Annotated in this window: 9 protein-coding genes and 3 rRNA genes; 8 read left to right on the top strand and 4 right to left on the bottom strand. The window is 66.7% G+C overall.

Features of this window, described 5'->3' with window-relative positions; genetic code table 11:
* Positions 1–76: 76 nt before the first annotated feature.
* A complete protein-coding gene (locus ACYQ8Q_RS22025; RefSeq protein ID WP_460067298.1) occupies positions 77–892 on the bottom strand; it encodes a TetR/AcrR family transcriptional regulator in 816 nt (271 codons plus the stop codon).
* A 380-nt stretch (positions 893–1,272) separates the two neighbouring features.
* Here ACYQ8Q_RS22025 and ACYQ8Q_RS22020 point away from each other — a divergent pair, with 380 nt between their 5' ends.
* From ACYQ8Q_RS22020 to ACYQ8Q_RS22010, 3 genes are all read left to right on the top strand, one after another.
* Complete coding sequence (locus ACYQ8Q_RS22020) at positions 1,273–2,652, top strand: NAD(P)/FAD-dependent oxidoreductase (RefSeq protein ID WP_460067296.1); 1,380 nt, start codon at positions 1,273–1,275, stop codon at positions 2,650–2,652.
* 232 nt (positions 2,653–2,884) lie between these two features.
* Positions 2,885–4,567 (top strand): ATP-binding SpoIIE family protein phosphatase, encoded by a 1,683-nt coding sequence (locus ACYQ8Q_RS22015; RefSeq protein ID WP_460073443.1) that lies wholly within the window; start codon positions 2,885–2,887, stop codon positions 4,565–4,567.
* Between the two features lie 33 nt (positions 4,568–4,600).
* Positions 4,601–5,398 carry a class I SAM-dependent methyltransferase gene (locus ACYQ8Q_RS22010; protein WP_460067294.1) on the top strand — a complete coding sequence of 266 codons (798 nt, stop codon included), beginning with the start codon at positions 4,601–4,603 and terminating at the stop codon, positions 5,396–5,398.
* Between the two features lie 116 nt (positions 5,399–5,514).
* On the opposite strand, the gene ACYQ8Q_RS22005 is transcribed toward ACYQ8Q_RS22010, so the two are convergent.
* Positions 5,515–6,813: an MFS transporter gene (locus ACYQ8Q_RS22005; protein WP_460067292.1), complete on the bottom strand. Its 1,299-nt coding sequence runs from the start codon at positions 6,811–6,813 to the stop codon at positions 5,515–5,517.
* Positions 6,814–6,917: 104 nt separating this feature from the next.
* Here ACYQ8Q_RS22005 and ACYQ8Q_RS22000 point away from each other — a divergent pair, with 104 nt between their 5' ends.
* The 5 genes from ACYQ8Q_RS22000 (at position 6,918) to ACYQ8Q_RS21980 (ending at position 13,876) form a co-directional block, all read left to right on the top strand.
* Entirely contained in the window at positions 6,918–7,466 is a 549-nt protein-coding gene (locus ACYQ8Q_RS22000; RefSeq protein ID WP_460067290.1) for a MarR family winged helix-turn-helix transcriptional regulator, read from the top strand.
* Between the two features lie 632 nt (positions 7,467–8,098).
* Positions 8,099–9,624: ribosomal RNA gene (locus tag ACYQ8Q_RS21995) — 16S ribosomal RNA — on the top strand.
* A gap of 294 nt (positions 9,625–9,918) precedes the next feature.
* A 23S ribosomal RNA gene (locus tag ACYQ8Q_RS21990) occupies positions 9,919–13,040 on the top strand.
* 88 nt (positions 13,041–13,128) lie between these two features.
* Positions 13,129–13,245, top strand: a 5S ribosomal RNA gene (rrf, locus tag ACYQ8Q_RS21985).
* The 16S, 23S and 5S rRNA genes sit together here, the layout of an rRNA operon.
* Before the next feature lie 70 nt (positions 13,246–13,315).
* A complete protein-coding gene (locus ACYQ8Q_RS21980) occupies positions 13,316–13,876 on the top strand; it encodes a GNAT family N-acetyltransferase (protein ID WP_460067288.1) in 561 nt (186 codons plus the stop codon).
* Between the two features lie 7 nt (positions 13,877–13,883).
* On the opposite strand, the gene ACYQ8Q_RS21975 is transcribed toward ACYQ8Q_RS21980, so the two are convergent.
* A complete protein-coding gene (locus ACYQ8Q_RS21975; RefSeq protein WP_460067286.1) occupies positions 13,884–15,353 on the bottom strand; it encodes a type IV secretory system conjugative DNA transfer family protein in 1,470 nt (489 codons plus the stop codon).
* 15 nt (positions 15,354–15,368) lie between these two features.
* A complete protein-coding gene (locus tag ACYQ8Q_RS21970; RefSeq protein WP_460067284.1) occupies positions 15,369–16,796 on the bottom strand; it encodes an ATP-binding protein in 1,428 nt (475 codons plus the stop codon).
* Positions 16,797–16,801 lie beyond the last annotated feature (5 nt).

Raw genomic sequence — 16,801 nt, 5'->3', positions numbered from 1 at the left:
GCGGTGCGGGGCGGGGCGGGGGCGTTGCCACGCCCCCGCCCCGCTCACCCCTTCGAGCGACCCGTGACCCCCTCCCTCAGGAGGACGGCCGCGAGCGCAGTCCTTCCAGCAGGATGTCCAGCAGCCGCGCCGACGCCGCCGCCTGCTGCGCCGGGTCCGGCAGCGAGGGCGCCGCCGTCGCGATCACCAGCAGCACGTCCGACACCGACACGTCGGGCCGCAGCTGACCCGCCGCCCGCGCCCGCTCCACGAGCTGGCCCACCACCTCGAGCAGCGCGGCCGCCCCGGCATCGTCACCCACGGAGCCCACGGAGCCCGCCGCGCCGACGGAACCGGCCGGCCCGCCCGTCGCCGCACCGTCCTCGGCGACCAGCCGCAGCTCGCCACCGCCCGGCTGGGTCCGCTGCTGCGGCACCCGCGGCTCCTCGGCCCCCGGACCCTGCGCGCCGTCCTCGGCGAAGGCGCCGACCCGCAGCACCTGCGGCGGCAGCAGCCGCCCGGCGCCCGAGGCCACCGAGGTCCGCAGGAAGCGCGACAGCGCCGACCACGGCTCGTCCTCCTGGCCCAGCGCCGCCCGCGCCTGGCCGGTCAGCCGCGACGTCTCCTCCTCGGCTATCCGCCGCACCAGGACGTCCTTGCTGGGGAAGCGCCGGTACACCGTCCCCACGCCCACGCGCGCGCGTCGCGCCACGTCCTCCATCGGCGCGCCGTAGCCCAGCTCGCCGAACACCTCGCGCGCCGCCCGCAGGACGTGCTCGAGATTGCGCTGTGCGTCCACGCGCAGCGGCGTGGTCCGCGGGCCGTCCCCGCGTCCGTTGCCCACCGCCGCGCTCACGCCGCCGCCATGCGCGAGCGCGGAGGCGGACGACCAATGCGTGTCCTGAATATGCATGAATGATCCCCCGGTAATGACGTCTCCCCCCGGAGACTCTCCCCGCCATCGAAATTCCGGGGCGCATGGAACAGGGGACTGCTTCCCGGACCCGCCCGTCGCGGACCCGTGGAGCGCACTTCCCCCTGACACCCCGTCGACACGAACATAGTTGAGAGGCAGTCAATTCAGAAGGGGCAGGTTCCGCACGGAGCGCCCCCCGATCGGAGTACGGGTCGTTTACGTCCTGATTGCACCCCCTCCCGCACCCCGGCGCACACCTTCTGACCTGCGTATCTGCCCCACACGCCGGTGTTTCGGCCAACCCCGCGAGCACTCGACCGGCAGTCACACAAATGGTCGGGGCTGTGGACAAAATCCGGCGCCGGGTGCGTCATGGGATGGTGAAGGAACGTGCGCGCATTCTCGTTGTCGGCGGTGGCTACGTCGGGATGTACACGGCACTGCGGCTCCAACGGAATCTGAAACAGGAACTCGCCCGGGGCGAAGCGGAGATCACCGTCGTCACCCCCGAGCCGTACATGACCTATCAGCCGTTCCTCCCCGAGGCCGCCGCGGGCGCCGTATCGCCCCGCCACGTCGTCGTCCCGCTGCGCCGCGTCCTGCCGCACTGCCGGGTCGTCGTCGGCGAGGTCACCGCCGTCGACCACGCCAAACGCACCGCCACCCTCACCACCCTCGCCACCGAGGAGGAGGGCACCGGCGCCCGGCAGCTGACGTACGACGAACTCGTCCTCGCGCCCGGCTCCGTCGCCCGCACGCTCCCCATCCCGGGCCTCGCCGACCACGCCATCGGCTTCAAGACCGTCGAAGAGGCCATCGGCCTGCGCAACCACGTCATCGAACAGATGGACATCGCCTCCTCCACCCGTGACCCCGCGATCCGCGACGCCGCCCTCACCTTCGTCTTCGTCGGCGGCGGCTTCGCCGGAGTGGAGGCGCTCGGCGAACTGGAGGACATGGCCCGCTACACCACGCGCTACTACCACAACGTCCAGCCCGAGGACATGAAGTGGATCCTCGTCGAGGCCTCCGACCGGATCCTGCCCGAGGTCGGCGAGGAGATGGGCCGCTACACCGTCAGTGAGCTGCGCCGCCGCAACATCGACGTCCGTCTGAACACCCGCCTGGAGTCCTGCGTCGACCGCGTCGCCGTCCTCAGCGACGGCGCCCGTTTCCCGACTCGTACGATCGTGTGGACCGCGGGCGTCAGACCCCACCCCGTGCTCGCCGCCACCGACCTCCCCCGCACCGCGCGAGGTCGGCTGAAATGCACCCCCGAGCTGACCGTCGACGGCGTCACGCACGCGTGGGCGGCAGGAGACGCGGCCGCCGTCCCTGACGTCACCGCCGCCGAACCCGGCGCGGAGACCGCCCCCAACGCCCAGCACGCCCTCCGCCAGGCCAAGGTCCTCGGCGACAACATCGCGCACTCCCTGCGCGGCGAACCCCTCCAGACGTACGCCCACAAGTACGTCGGCTCGGTCGCCTCGCTCGGCCTCCACCAGGGCGTCGCCCACGTCTACGGCCGCAAGCTCAAGGGCTACCCGGCCTGGTTCATGCACCGCGCCTACCACCTCAGCCGCGTGCCCACCTTCAACCGCAAGGCGCGCGTGCTCGCCGAGTGGATCCTCTCCGGGCTCTTCAAACGCGAGATCGTCTCCCTGGGATCCCTCGAACATCCGCGCGCCGAGTTCGAACTCGCTGCCGGGGGAAAACCTTCTGACGAGGCCTCCGACGACCCGAAGGGCTCGTCCTGACCCCATACAGGCCATACAGGAACTCCCCCGGCCGCCCCCGCGTCTGACGAATGTCGGCCCGGACCGCGGCCACCCTGCCAGACTGCTCCCTGCTCATCGCCACACTCACGAGGCTGTTCCCCAGTGCTCCACACCCCGGGTGCTGCAACAATGTGCGGCCACCGCCGCGCGGCCCCCGGAGCCCAGGCCGGGCCCGGAGCTGGCCGACGACGACTACACGAGGCAAGGATTCGTGAACTTCACGCGCTGGAGCTCCCGGCTCCCCGGAACTCAGCGCCGCGCCGCCGCGCGGGCCGAGCACACGGTCACCACCACGGACCGGCGGAGCGAGGGCTCCGTACCCGCGGCCCGCGCCGAACAACTGACCGACGAGCCGCCGCCCGTGCCGGCCGTCGACGAACTCCCGGTCCGTGAGGTCCTCGACCGCGTCCCGGCCCTCGTCGCCCTCGTCCACGGCCCCGACCACCGCCTCGCCTACGTCAACGACGCCTACACGGCGGCCTTCGGCGCACGCCCCTGCGGCGAACCGGCCGCCGAAGCCCTCCCGGAACTGCGCGACCTCGGTCTCATGCCGCTCCTCGACCAGGCCCTGCGCAGCGGCAAGCCCCGCACCCTGAAGTCCCGCAAGGCCCCCGACGGCCGCCACTACACCTTCACCTGCACCCCCGTGGCCGAGGACGACGCCGACGGCACGGGCAGCGCCGACCGCGCCGACCGCGCCGACCGCGCCGTCCTCGTATTCGCCACCGACGTCACCGACCACGCCGAGGCCGCCGAACGCCTGCGCACCAGCGAGCGCCGCCAGCGCGAGACCGCCGTCACCCTCCAGCGCTCCCTGCTCCCCCAGGAACTCGAACAACCGGACGACCTGCGGATCGCCGCCACCTACCAGCCCGGCGGCACCGAGGCCGCCGTGGGCGGCGACTGGTACGACGTCATCACCCTCGGCGGCGGCCGCACCGCCCTCGTCATCGGCGACGTCATGGGCCGCGGCGTCCGCGCGGCGGCCGTCATGGGCCAGCTCCGCACCGCCGTACGCGCCTACGCCCGCCTCGACCTCCCCCCGCACGAGGTCCTCAACCTCCTCGACGGCCTCGCCACCGAGATCGACGCCAACCAGATCGCCACCTGCGTCTACGCCGTCCACGACCCCAACGAGGGCCGCCTGGTGTACGCCTCGGCCGGACACCTCCCCATCCTGGTCCGCGACGACACCGGACACGTCCAGCGCGCCGACGAACCCACCGGCCCGCCCCTCGGCACCGGCGGCTGGATGCACGCCTCCGGCTCCATCCCGCTCGGCCCCGGCTCCACCGCCGTCCTCTACACCGACGGACTCGTCGAACGCCGGGACGAAGACCTGGACGAAGGCATCGCCGCCCTGGAGCGCGCCCTCGCCGGCGCCACCGGCACCCCCCAGGTCGTCTGCGACCGCCTGGTCCGCTCGGCCGGCGTCACCGCCGACCACGACGACGACGTGGCCGTCCTGGTCCTCCAGCACCCCGCCCGCACCGGCGCCGACAGCGAACTCTTCCGCAACGCCGCCCTCGAACTCCTCGGCGGCGTCGAAGCCGCCCCACGCGCGCGTGCCTTCGCCTCCGGCGTCCTCACCAGCTGGCGCTTCCCCAGCGACCTCCACGACGCGGGCGTCCTCGCCACCAGCGAACTCGTCGCCAACTCCCTCCAGCACGGCACCCCGCCCATGCGGCTGCGGCTGCGCCGCACCGACCGCCGGCTGATCATCGAGGTCACCGACGGCGACGACCACCTCCCGCGCCGCCGCCGCGCCGAACCGGGCGACGAGTCCGGCCGGGGCATCGCGATCGTCGCCACCATCGCCTCGCACTGGGGCAGCCGGCGCACCCCGGGCGGCGGAAAGGCGGTGTGGTGCGAGTTCGTCCTGCCGACGACCTAGGCGAATCCGCTCCTCGGTGCTAATTGCTTCCCAATGGCAGACGCAACGGGCTTTCACCTCAAGGGAAGCGCCCCCGAGCGCTACGAACACTACGTCGCGCCCCTCATGGCGCCCTTCGTCACCGCACTCGTGGACGCCGCGGACCTCTTTCCCGGCGCCACCGTCCTCGACCTCGCCTGCGGCACCGGCTTCGCGGCCCGTGCCGCGGCCGCCCAGGCGGGTCCCACCGGCCGCGTCGCCGGCGCGGACGTCAACCAGGGCATGCTCGAGATCGCCGTAGCGTGCCACCCCCGCCTCTACCCGGACATCGAGTTCACCACCGCCTCCGCCGACGACCTCCCCTACCCCGACGCGACCTTCGACGCCGTCCTGTGCCAGGAGGGCGCCCAGTTCTTCCCCGACCTCGACGCGGCCCTGCGCGAGACGGCCCGGGTCACCCGCCCCGGCGGCCGCTTCGCCGCCACCGTCTGGTCCCACCTGGACGACACCCCCTACTTCGTCGCCCAGCAGCGCGCCGTCGAGCAGCACGGCACCCCCGAGAACGCGGCCGCCTTCAGGTCGGCCTTCGCCGCAGCCGACCGCATGACCACCTCCCTGACCGGCGCCGGCTTCCACGACCTGACGATCCGCGAACTGACGTTCGCGATCAACCTGCCCCCACTGGAGGACTACGTCCCCGGCCACCTGGCCGCGATCCCCTGGGGCCAGGCACTGATCGAGACCGCCGGAGAAGAAGCCCTCACCCGGGCAGCCGACACGATCCGCGCCCACCTCCCCACCGACACGACGACCTTCCCGTTCAGCGCCACCCTGGTGACCGCGATCCGCTGATCACACAAGAGCTGATCACCTAGCTGATGGCATCGCTGATGGCATGGCTGATCGCATAAAAGAGGGCGGCCGTCGTCCCTCCCAGGAACGACGGCCGCCCTCACCGGCCCGGCGCCTCAGGCCTGCGCCTCCGCGGCCACGGGCCCCACAGCGGCCCCACCCTTGGCCACCACCCGGTTCCGCGCCAGCCACGGCTGATCCTGTACGGCGGTCAGTTGCCGCCCCAGCCGCAGCGCCAGGTAGGTGATCCCGAGCGAGAACAGCAGGAACGTCACGATGTACGGCGCGTGCAGCGACGCCCCCATCGGCCCGCCCACCGCCGGCCCCAAGGCCAGCGCCAGCTGCTTCACCAGGGCGAACGCGGAGTTGTACTGCCCCGCCATCCCACTCGGCGCCAGATCGGCCACCAGCGGCGCCACCGTCGGCGACAGCATCGCCTCACCCAGTCCGAACAGCGCGTACGTCGACACGAACGCCGCCGTCGCCATCTCCCGGCTTCCGTGCCCCAGCCCCGCATACCCGGCCACGACCCACGCCACGGCCCAGATCAGCCCCACGGCCGCGATCACCCGCGACCGCTTCTGCCGCTCCACGAACCGCAGCACGGCGAACTGGGCGACGACGATCACGGCCGTATTGGCGGCCAGCGCCGAACCGAGCGCCGACGTCGAGATCCCGGCGGCCTCGACCCCGTACGCGCTCAGCCCCGACTCGAACTGCCCGTAACAGGCGAAGAACAGCACGAAGCCCAGCACGGACAACTGCACCATGGCCCGATTGCCGAGCAGCTGCCGCCAGCCACCCCGGGCCGGCTGCCGGGACGCGTCCCCGACCCGCGGCGCGGACGGCACCCGCACGGTCGCCATCACCACGACCAGCAGCAGGAACATCGCCGCCTCGATCGCGAACAGCAGCGTGAACGACGACACGCGCGTGGTGTCGACGAGATGCCCGCCGATGAGCCCACCGATGCCCAGCCCGAGGTTCTGCAGGAAGAACTGCATGGCGAACGCCCGCGACCGCGTCTCCGTCGTCGAGCAGTCCACGATCATCGTCGCCAGCGCCGGCTGCATCACGGCCTGCCCCGCCCCCAGCGCGACCGAGGCCGCCAGTACGGCGGTGGCGGTACCGGCCAGCCCCAGGCCCAGGGCTCCGACGGCGGCGGCGACCAGGGCGGCCAGCAGGACCGGCAGTGGGCCGCGCCGCACGATCGCCCGTCCGGCGAACGGCAGCACGATCAGCGCGGCCACGGCGAAGACGGTGAGCACGAGCCCCGCCGTCATGGCTCCCAGTCCCCGTACCTGCGCCACATAGACGTACAGGTAGGGGACCGTGAAGCCGAGCCCGAAAGCGCTGAGTGCGTTGCCCACGTGGATCCGGCGCATCGCTGCGCCCTTGGCCCTGGTCACGTTCACCTCTCTCACTAGTTAGGAGTGAAGACTTCAAAGCTAAAGTTCGAAGCTAAAGAGTACAGACCGAAGGACTTCAAGGCAAAGGAGGTGCATGCGATACTGCGCACATGGCCGAGACCCCCGGCGTCACAGAGCCGACGCTCGAAGAACAGATCGCCGCGTACCAGCGCGAGTTCCGGGGCCTGGACCCCCAGGTCGAGAAGATCGTCTCGGCGCTCTCCCGGCTCAACCGCCGGATGAACGTCGCCTACGGCCGCCAGACCGCCGAGCTGGGCATCAGCAGCGCCGAGTGGGAGGTCCTCAAGGCCCTCGTCCTCGCCGGCGTCCCCTACCGCCTCGGTCCCAGCGACCTGGCCAAGCGCCTCGGGCTGACGCCGGCCGCGATGACCCACCGGATCGACCGCATGGTCACCGAGGGACTGGTGACCCGGGAACGGGACGAGTCCAACCGTGTGCGCGTCATCGTGGAGCTGACGCCGGAGGGGAGGGAGAAGTGGCTGGAGGCGATGCGCCTGGCCACCGTCTTCGAGGAGGACCTGCTCCAGGACCTCTCCGCCGAGGAGCGCACGACGCTCGGAGACGTCCTGACCAGGCTTCTGCGCCGGGTGGAGCACGCCCAGCCGGACGCCGGCGGGCGGCTCAGCGACCTGGACTGACCCGGTCGGAAAAGATCTTGACACGGGGTGCTTGACGCGCATGCGTGGGGCGCGTAAAGTTCTTCGGGTTGTCGGGGAGCCGGAACGGTTCTTCGGTGACACTCCCGCCGCAGCAGCGGCACCTCACACCAACAGCACGATCTCCCCACGGGGTCGAATTCGGCGTGCCCGAATTCAATTCGATTTGGGGCCGGCAGCCCGATTAGGAACTGCCGAGCGGATCCGCTAAGGTTTGAGACGTCGGAACGGCCGAAGGGCCGGGAAGACAAACCCCGCTGACTGGGAATCAGACGCCGAAAGGATCTGATAGAGTCGGAACCGCCGGAAAGGGAAACGCGAGAGCGAAGACCTGGAAAGCACCGAGGAAATCGGATCGAGAAAAGATCTGATAGAGTCGGAAAAGCAAGACCGAAGGGAAGCCCGGAGGAAAACCTGAGAGAGCCTCTCAGGCAAGTACAAAGGAAGCTTTCGTTCCTTGAGAACTCAACAGCGTGCCAAAAATCAACGCCAGATTAGTTGATACCCCGTCCCCGGCAGTGATAGCCGAGGATGAGGTTCCTTTGAAAAAACACAGCGAGGACGCTGTGAACGGTCGGATCATTCCTCCGACTGTTCCGCTCCCGTGAAAAGCATTCACGGAGAGTTTGATCCTGGCTCAGGACGAACGCTGGCGGCGTGCTTAACACATGCAAGTCGAACGATGAAGCCCTTCGGGGTGGATTAGTGGCGAACGGGTGAGTAACACGTGGGCAATCTGCCCTTCACTCTGGGACAAGCCCTGGAAACGGGGTCTAATACCGGATATCACTCTCGCAGGCATCTGTGAGGGTCGAAAGCTCCGGCGGTGAAGGATGAGCCCGCGGCCTATCAGCTTGTTGGTGAGGTAATGGCTCACCAAGGCGACGACGGGTAGCCGGCCTGAGAGGGCGACCGGCCACACTGGGACTGAGACACGGCCCAGACTCCTACGGGAGGCAGCAGTGGGGAATATTGCACAATGGGCGAAAGCCTGATGCAGCGACGCCGCGTGAGGGATGACGGCCTTCGGGTTGTAAACCTCTTTCAGCAGGGAAGAAGCGAAAGTGACGGTACCTGCAGAAGAAGCGCCGGCTAACTACGTGCCAGCAGCCGCGGTAATACGTAGGGCGCAAGCGTTGTCCGGAATTATTGGGCGTAAAGAGCTCGTAGGCGGCTTGTCACGTCGGGTGTGAAAGCCCGGGGCTTAACCCCGGGTCTGCATTCGATACGGGCTAGCTAGAGTGTGGTAGGGGAGATCGGAATTCCTGGTGTAGCGGTGAAATGCGCAGATATCAGGAGGAACACCGGTGGCGAAGGCGGATCTCTGGGCCATTACTGACGCTGAGGAGCGAAAGCGTGGGGAGCGAACAGGATTAGATACCCTGGTAGTCCACGCCGTAAACGGTGGGAACTAGGTGTTGGCGACATTCCACGTCGTCGGTGCCGCAGCTAACGCATTAAGTTCCCCGCCTGGGGAGTACGGCCGCAAGGCTAAAACTCAAAGGAATTGACGGGGGCCCGCACAAGCAGCGGAGCATGTGGCTTAATTCGACGCAACGCGAAGAACCTTACCAAGGCTTGACATACACCGGAAACGGCCAGAGATGGTCGCCCCCTTGTGGTCGGTGTACAGGTGGTGCATGGCTGTCGTCAGCTCGTGTCGTGAGATGTTGGGTTAAGTCCCGCAACGAGCGCAACCCTTGTCCTGTGTTGCCAGCATGCCCTTCGGGGTGATGGGGACTCACAGGAGACCGCCGGGGTCAACTCGGAGGAAGGTGGGGACGACGTCAAGTCATCATGCCCCTTATGTCTTGGGCTGCACACGTGCTACAATGGCAGGTACAAAGAGCTGCGAAACCGTGAGGTGGAGCGAATCTCAAAAAGCCTGTCTCAGTTCGGATTGGGGTCTGCAACTCGACCCCATGAAGTCGGAGTTGCTAGTAATCGCAGATCAGCATTGCTGCGGTGAATACGTTCCCGGGCCTTGTACACACCGCCCGTCACGTCACGAAAGTCGGTAACACCCGAAGCCGGTGGCCCAACCCCTTGTGGGAGGGAGCTGTCGAAGGTGGGACTGGCGATTGGGACGAAGTCGTAACAAGGTAGCCGTACCGGAAGGTGCGGCTGGATCACCTCCTTTCTAAGGAGCACTTCTAGGCCGCTCTGCGGTCCAGAGGCCAGTACACCGGCGAGTGTCCGGTGCTGGTTGCTCATGGGTGGAACGTTGATTATTCGGCACTCTTGACCTGCTCTGGTCGCTAGTACTGCTTCGGCGTGGAACGCGAGTTGGAGGGGCGAGGGTGTCGGGCACGCTGTTGGGTGTCTGAGGGAATGAACCCTCGGATGCCGGCCCCAGTGAACTCTGACCGTGTGGTTGGGGGTGATGGGTGGCTGGTCGTTGTTTGAGAACTGCACAGTGGACGCGAGCATCTGTGGCCAAGTTTTTAAGGGCGCACGGTGGATGCCTTGGCACCAGGAACCGATGAAGGACGTGGGAGGCCACGATAGTCCCCGGGGAGTCGTCAACCAGGCTTTGATCCGGGGGTTTCCGAATGGGGAAACCCGGCAGTCGTCATGGGCTGTCACCCGCTGCTGAACACATAGGCAGTGTGGAGGGAACGCGGGGAAGTGAAACATCTCAGTACCCGCAGGAAGAGAAAACAACCGTGATTCCGGGAGTAGTGGCGAGCGAAACCGGATGAGGCCAAACCGTATGCGTGTGAGACCCGGCAGGGGTTGCGCATACGGGGTTGTGGGATTTCTCTTGATCAGTCTGCCGGCTGGTCGGCGAGTCAGAAACCGTATGGATAGGCGAAGGACATGCGAAAGGTCCGGCGTAGAGGGTAAGACCCCCGTAGTCGAAATCTGTACGGCTCGTTTGAGAAACACCCAAGTAGCACGGGGCCCGAGAAATCCCGTGTGAATCTGGCGGGACCACCCGCTAAGCCTAAATATTCCCTGGTGACCGATAGCGGATAGTACCGTGAGGGAATGGTGAAAAGTACCGCGGGAGCGGAGTGAAATAGTACCTGAAACCGTGTGCCTACAAGCCGTGGGAGCGTCGGGTAGGAACTTGTTCCTACCTCGTGACTGCGTGCCTTTTGAAGAATGAGCCTGCGAGTTTGCGGTGTGTTGCGAGGTTAACCCGGGTGGGGTAGCCGTAGCGAAAGCGAGTCCGAACAGGGCGTTTCAGTAGCACGCTCAAGACCCGAAGCGGAGTGATCTAGCCATGGGCAGGTTGAAGCGGAGGTAAGACTTCGTGGAGGACCGAACCCACCAGGGTTGAAAACCTGGGGGATGACCTGTGGTTAGGGGTGAAAGGCCAATCAAACTCCGTGATAGCTGGTTCTCCCCGAAATGCATTTAGGTGCAGCGTCGTGTGTTTCTTGCCGGAGGTAGAGCACTGGATAGGCGATGGGCCCTACCGGGTTACTGACCTTAGCCAAACTCCGAATGCCGGTAAGTGAGAGCGCGGCAGTGAGACTGTGGGGGATAAGCTCCATGGTCGAGAGGGAAACAGCCCAGAGCATCGACTAAGGCCCCTAAGCGTACGCTAAGTGGGAAAGGATGTGGAGTCGCAGAGACAACCAGGAGGTTGGCTTAGAAGCAGCCACCCTTGAAAGAGTGCGTAATAGCTCACTGGTCTAGTGATTCCGCGCCGACAATGTAGCGGGGCTCAAGCGTACCGCCGAAGTCGTGTCATTGCAGCGATAAGCCCCAACGGGTGCTGTGATGGGTAGGGGAGCGTCGTGTGCCGGGTGAAGCAGCACCGGAAGGTAGTTGTGGACGGTTCACGAGTGAGAATGCAGGCATGAGTAGCGATTCACACGTGAGAAACGTGTGCGCCGATTGACTAAGGGTTCCTGGGTCAAGCTGATCTGCCCAGGGTAAGTCGGGACCTAAGGCGAGGCCGACAGGCGTAGTCGATGGATAACCGGTTGATATTCCGGTACCCGCTGTGAAGCGTCAAACATCGAACCAGGCGATGCTAAGTCCGTGAAGCCGCCCCGGAGCCTTCGGGCAAAGGGGAGTGGTGGAGCCGACGAACCAGACTTGCAGTAGGTGAGTGATGGGGTGACGCAGGAAGGTAGTCCAGCCCGGGCGGTGGTTGTCCCGGGGTAAGGGTGTAGGGCGAACGGTAGGCAAATCCGCCGTTCACATAGCCTGAGACCCGATGCCGAGCCGATTGTGGCGAAGTGGATGATCCTATGCTGTCGAGAAAAGCCTCTAGCGAGTTTCATGGCGGCCCGTACCCTAAACCGACTCAGGTGGTCAGGTAGAGAATACCGAGGCGTTCGGGTGAACTATGGTTAAGGAACTCGGCAAAATGCCCCCGTAACTTCGGGAGAAGGGGGGCCACGCCTGGTGAGGGGACTTGCTTCCCGAGCTGGGGGTGGCCGCAGAGACCAGCGAGAAGCGACTGTTTACTAAAAACACAGGTCCGTGCGAAGCCGTAAGGCGATGTATACGGACTGACGCCTGCCCGGTGCTGGAACGTTAAGGGGACCGGTTAGTCACATTTCGGTGTGGCGAAGCTGAGAACTTAAGCGCCAGTAAACGGCGGTGGTAACTATAACCATCCTAAGGTAGCGAAATTCCTTGTCGGGTAAGTTCCGACCTGCACGAATGGCGTAACGACTTCTCGACTGTCTCAACCATAGGCCCGGTGAAATTGCACTACGAGTAAAGATGCTCGTTTCGCGCAGCAGGACGGAAAGACCCCGGGACCTTTACTACAGTTTGATATTGGTGTTCGGTTCGGCTTGTGTAGGATAGGTGGGAGACTTTGAAGCAGCCACGCCAGTGGTTGTGGAGTCGTCGTTGAAATACCACTCTGGTCGTGCTGGATGTCTAACCTGGGTCCGTGATCCGGATCAGGGACAGTGTCTGATGGGTAGTTTAACTGGGGCGGTTGCCTCCTAAAGAGTAACGGAGGCGCCCAAAGGTTCCCTCAGCCTGGTTGGCAATCAGGTGTTGAGTGTAAGTGCACAAGGGAGCTTGACTGTGAGACCGACGGGTCGAGCAGGGACGAAAGTCGGGACTAGTGATCCGGCGGTGGCTTGTGGAAGCGCCGTCGCTCAACGGATAAAAGGTACCCCGGGGATAACAGGCTGATCTTCCCCAAGAGTCCATATCGACGGGATGGTTTGGCACCTCGATGTCGGCTCGTCGCATCCTGGGGCTGGAGTCGGTCCCAAGGGTTGGGCTGTTCGCCCATTAAAGCGGTACGCGAGCTGGGTTTAGAACGTCGTGAGACAGTTCGGTCCCTATCCGCTGCGCGCGCAGGAATATTGAGAAGGGCTGTCCCTAGTACGAGAGGACCGGGACGGACGAACCTCTGGTGTGCCAGTTGTTCTGCCAAGGGCATGGCTGGTTGGCTACGTTCGGGAGGGATAACCGCTGAAAGCATCTAAGCGGGAAGCCTGCTTCGAGATGAGTATTCCCACCCACTTGATGGGGTAAGGCTCCCAGTAGACGACTGGGTTGATAGGCCGGATCTGGAAGCACAGTAATGTGTGGAGGTGACCGGTACTAATAGGCCGAGGGCTTGTCCTCAGTTGCTCGCGTCCACTGTGTTGGTTCTGAAACCACGAACGGCCCCACGTTGCCACAGCGTGGTGCGGCTGAAACAGTTTCATAGTGTTTCGGTGGTCATAGCGTGAGGGAAACGCCCGGTTACATTCCGAACCCGGAAGCTAAGCCTCACAGCGCCGATGGTACTGCAGGGGGGACCCTGTGGGAGAGTAGGACACCGCCGAACAATCATTCCGGGAAACCCCCGCACCAAAATACGGTGCGGGGGTTTTCTGCGTTTAGGTACCGTGACCCGCATGAATGATTTTGTGGTGCGCGGTATACAGGCCGACGAGTGGCGTCCGGTCAAGGCGTTGCGTCTGGAGGCGCTCCAGGATTCCGTTGCGGCGATCGCCTTTCTCGAGACCTACGAGGATGCCGTGGCGCGGCCGGACTCCTTCTGGCAGGAGCGGGCCCTGGGGGCCGGGGGAGAGGCCGGCGCGGTGCGGCAGTTCGTCGCCGAGGCGGCCGGCGGGGAATGGGTCGGGACCGTCACCGTGCTCGTGGAGGAGGCCGGGAGCGTCGACTGGGCCGGGCTGCCCGTCGAGCGGCGGCAGGGGCATGTGGTGGGCGTGTACGTACGGCCCGAGTGGCGTGGGGGTGGGATGACCCGGGAGTTGTTCGAGGCCGGGGTGGAGTGGGCCTGGGGGGCCGGAGTGGAGCGGGTGCGGTTGCTGGTGCACCAGAAGAACCTTCGGGCGCAGCAGGCCTATCGGAAGGTGGGGTTCGCGCCGAGCGGGGTGACGGTACCCGTAGGGGAGGGATTCGGGGACTTCTCGGGGGAGGTCGAGATCGAGTTTGTGCGCGAGCGGGGGTAGAAATCCCTCAGACCGGTAGTTCGTGGTGGGGCCAGCGGGCCCTGGCCTGTTCGCGGGAGCGCAGGAGAGCCAGGGTGGGCAGGCCGCGGTCCGCTCCGGTTGCCAGGAGGTCCGGGAGTTGGGGGAGAGGTGCTACAGCGGCGATGTCGTCCAGGATCAGGGTCAGTGGTGGGTCGAGGCGACCGGAGGATGACCGTTCGGCCATGCGCCGGCCGCGCTCGACCACGCTGGAGACGAGGGCCGTGAGGAGAGGCATGGCGCCTGGGTTTGTCCTGGGGTCCTCGAGGGATTCGCCGACCACGTAAAGCGTTCCCCCTTCGTCCACGAAGGAATCCAAGGCGAGGGCATCACTTCGGTTGGGAGTGCATGCCTCGCGGATGTTGATCGTGGAGAGGGCGGAGAGCGCGCGGGAGGTGAGTTCCTGGGCGATGTCGCGGCGCTCGGGGTGGGCGGTGAGGGCGGCCTCCAGTTCGCCGGCGGAGCCGGGGGCGGCCTTCGGGTTGGTGCGGAGGGTGCGGACCGCGTCCTGGATACCGGTGCCCTGGGACCAGCGATGGACATGGCGGATGGTGCGGCCGTCGATGGCGGCGGCGTGGAGGTAGCTGCGGAGGAGGGTTTCGGCGGTGTCGGTGACTGCTTGGTCGAGGCGAGCCGTGGGGCGTACGGGGGCGAGGAGGGCGGTGGCTCGGTGGGCCGCTGTCGCCTTGTCCTCGCAGCCGGCGGTGGGTGACCAGTGGAGGCGGGCGGGGGTGTCGCAGAGGTGGGTGGGGTCGTAGAGGTGGACCGGGCCCAGTTTGGCCCTGGCGTCCTTGGTCTCCTGCCAGAGGGCGGGGTTGGAGGTGAGGACGAGGGCTGCGGCCTCGGCGTCGCGGAGGGCCTGGGCGGCGGTGGCCTTGCGGATGTCCGGTGGGGCGTAGCGGACCGCGCCTTCGGCGCGGGTGCTCTCCCATCTGCCCGCCTGTTCACCCTCGGACAGAGAAGTGAGCAAGCCAGGATCCGGCTCACGTTCCTCGGCAGGAGCAGGTTCGCTCTGCGGTTCCTGTTCGGCTCTGGGGGTCGGTACCTCGTACGGCTGTGGCACCGGTTCGGGTCTCGCCCTTCTCCGGGCTCGCACGGCCCGCCACCTCGCCACCGTCCCTATGGCGAACACCGTGAGGACGAAGAGGATCATCAGCTGGCCGATGAAGAGGCCCCAGAAGAGGCCGTAGCCGGAGAGGGCGGTGGGGGTCGCGTCGGGCCAGGCGCCGGGGATGTCGTGGGGCTGGGCGATGAGGTGGCGCATGGCCAGGGGGGTGCGGGTGAAGGTGACGCCGTCGGGCCAGGAGCCGTGGGTGAAGAGGGCGGCGAGGCCCGTGGCCGTCCAGACCAGGAGGGTCATGCCGAGGAGGAAGGCCAGCAGGCCCACCAGGAGGCCGTCGGGGATGCCGCCGGCCTGGCCGCCTTCGCGGCCGGGGGCGCGCTCGTCACCGGGTCTCATGGCAACCCCCTGCCGCTAGGCCACCGTCGACTCGGACGAGTCGTCCAAGTCGGCCAGGTGCTGTTCCATGAAGGCCGCCGCCCGCCGTTCCTGTTCGAGTTCGGCGGCGTGCAGGGCGTCCTCGGAGGTCAGATGGTCGGTGGAGGACTCGGTCATCGCCCGGTCGGTGAAGACCAGGGGGCGTTCCGTCTCGGTGACCAGGTGTTTGACCACCTGGACGTTGCCGTTGACGTCCCAGACCGCGATACCGGGGGTGAGGGTGGGGATGATCTCCACCGCCCAGCGGGGGAGGCCCAGGACGCGGCCGGTGGCCCTCGCCTCGTCCGCCTTCTGGGCGTAGATCGTCCTGGTCGAGGCCATCTTGAGGATCGCCGCGGCTTCTTTCGCCGCCGCGCCGTCCACCACGTCGGACAGATGGTGGACCACCGCGACGAAGGACAGGCCGAGTCGGCGGCCGAACTTCAGCAGGCGCTGGAAGAGCTGGGCCACGAAGGGGCTGTTGATGATGTGCCAGGCCTCCTCGACCAGGAAGATGCGCTTCTTCCGGTCGGGGCGGATCCAGGTGTGTTCCAGCCAGACGCCGACGATCGCCATCAGGATCGGCATGGCGATGGAGTTGCGGTCGATGTGCGAGAGGTCGAAGACGATCAGGGGGGCGTCCAGGTCGATGCCCACCGTCGTCGGGCCGTCGAACATGCCGCGCAGGTCGCCGTCGACCAGGCGGTCCAGGACCAGGGCGACGTCCAGGCCCCAGGCGCGGACGTCGTCTATGGCGACGTTCATCGCCTCCGCCGATTCCGGTTCGGGGTGGCGGAGCTGTTCGACGATGTCGGTGAGGACCGGCTGGCGTTCGACGATGGTCTCGTTGACGTAGGCGTGGGCGACCTTGAGGGCGAAGCCGGAGCGTTCGTCCAGGCCGTGGCCCATCGCCACCTCGATGATCGTGCGGAGCAGCGCCAGCTGGCCCGTCGTCGTGATCGAGGGGTCGAGGGGGTTGAGCCGGATGCCGTCGTTCAGGGCGGCCATCGGGTCCAGGCGGATGGGGGTTATGCCGAGGGCCTGGGCGATGAGGTTCCATTCGCCGACGCCGTCCTCGCCCTGGGCGTCCAGGACGACGACCTGGCGGTCGCGGAAGCGGAGCTGGCGCAGGACGTAGGTCTTCTCCAGCGCCGACTTGCCGTTGCCGGACTCGCCGAGGACCAGCCAGTGCGGAGCGGGGAGCTGCTGGCCGTACAGCTGGAAGGGGTCGTAGATGTAGCCCTTCCCGGAGTAGACCTCGCGGCCGATGATGACGCCGGAGTCGCCGAGGCCGGGGGCGGCCGTGGGGAGGTAGACCGCCTGGGCCTGGCCGGTGGAGGTGCGGACAGGCAGGCGGGTGGTCTCGACCTTGCCGAAGAGGAAGGACGTGAAGGCGTCGGTGAGGACGGACAGCGGGTCCCGCATGTGAA

Source organism: Streptomyces sp. YKOK-I1, from assembly GCF_054660435.1.
This window is presented reverse-complemented; position numbering and strand designations above follow the sequence as displayed.

Bases quoted from the DNA above. Each gene is read 5' to 3' on its own strand.
- ACYQ8Q_RS22020 (WP_460067296.1), top strand. From the start codon at position 1,273: ATGGTGAAGGAACGTGCGCGCATTCTCGTTGTCGGCGGTGGCTACGTC.
- ACYQ8Q_RS21970 (WP_460067284.1), bottom strand. From the start codon at position 16,796: ATGCGGGACCCGCTGTCCGTCCTCACCGACGCCTTCACGTCCTTCCTC.
- ACYQ8Q_RS22010 (WP_460067294.1), top strand. From the start codon at position 4,601: ATGGCAGACGCAACGGGCTTTCACCTCAAGGGAAGCGCCCCCGAGCGC.
- ACYQ8Q_RS22025 (WP_460067298.1), bottom strand. From the start codon at position 892: ATGCATATTCAGGACACGCATTGGTCGTCCGCCTCCGCGCTCGCGCAT.
- ACYQ8Q_RS21980 (WP_460067288.1), top strand. From the start codon at position 13,316: ATGAATGATTTTGTGGTGCGCGGTATACAGGCCGACGAGTGGCGTCCG.
- ACYQ8Q_RS22000 (WP_460067290.1), top strand. From the start codon at position 6,918: ATGGCCGAGACCCCCGGCGTCACAGAGCCGACGCTCGAAGAACAGATC.
- ACYQ8Q_RS21975 (WP_460067286.1), bottom strand. From the start codon at position 15,353: ATGAGACCCGGTGACGAGCGCGCCCCCGGCCGCGAAGGCGGCCAGGCC.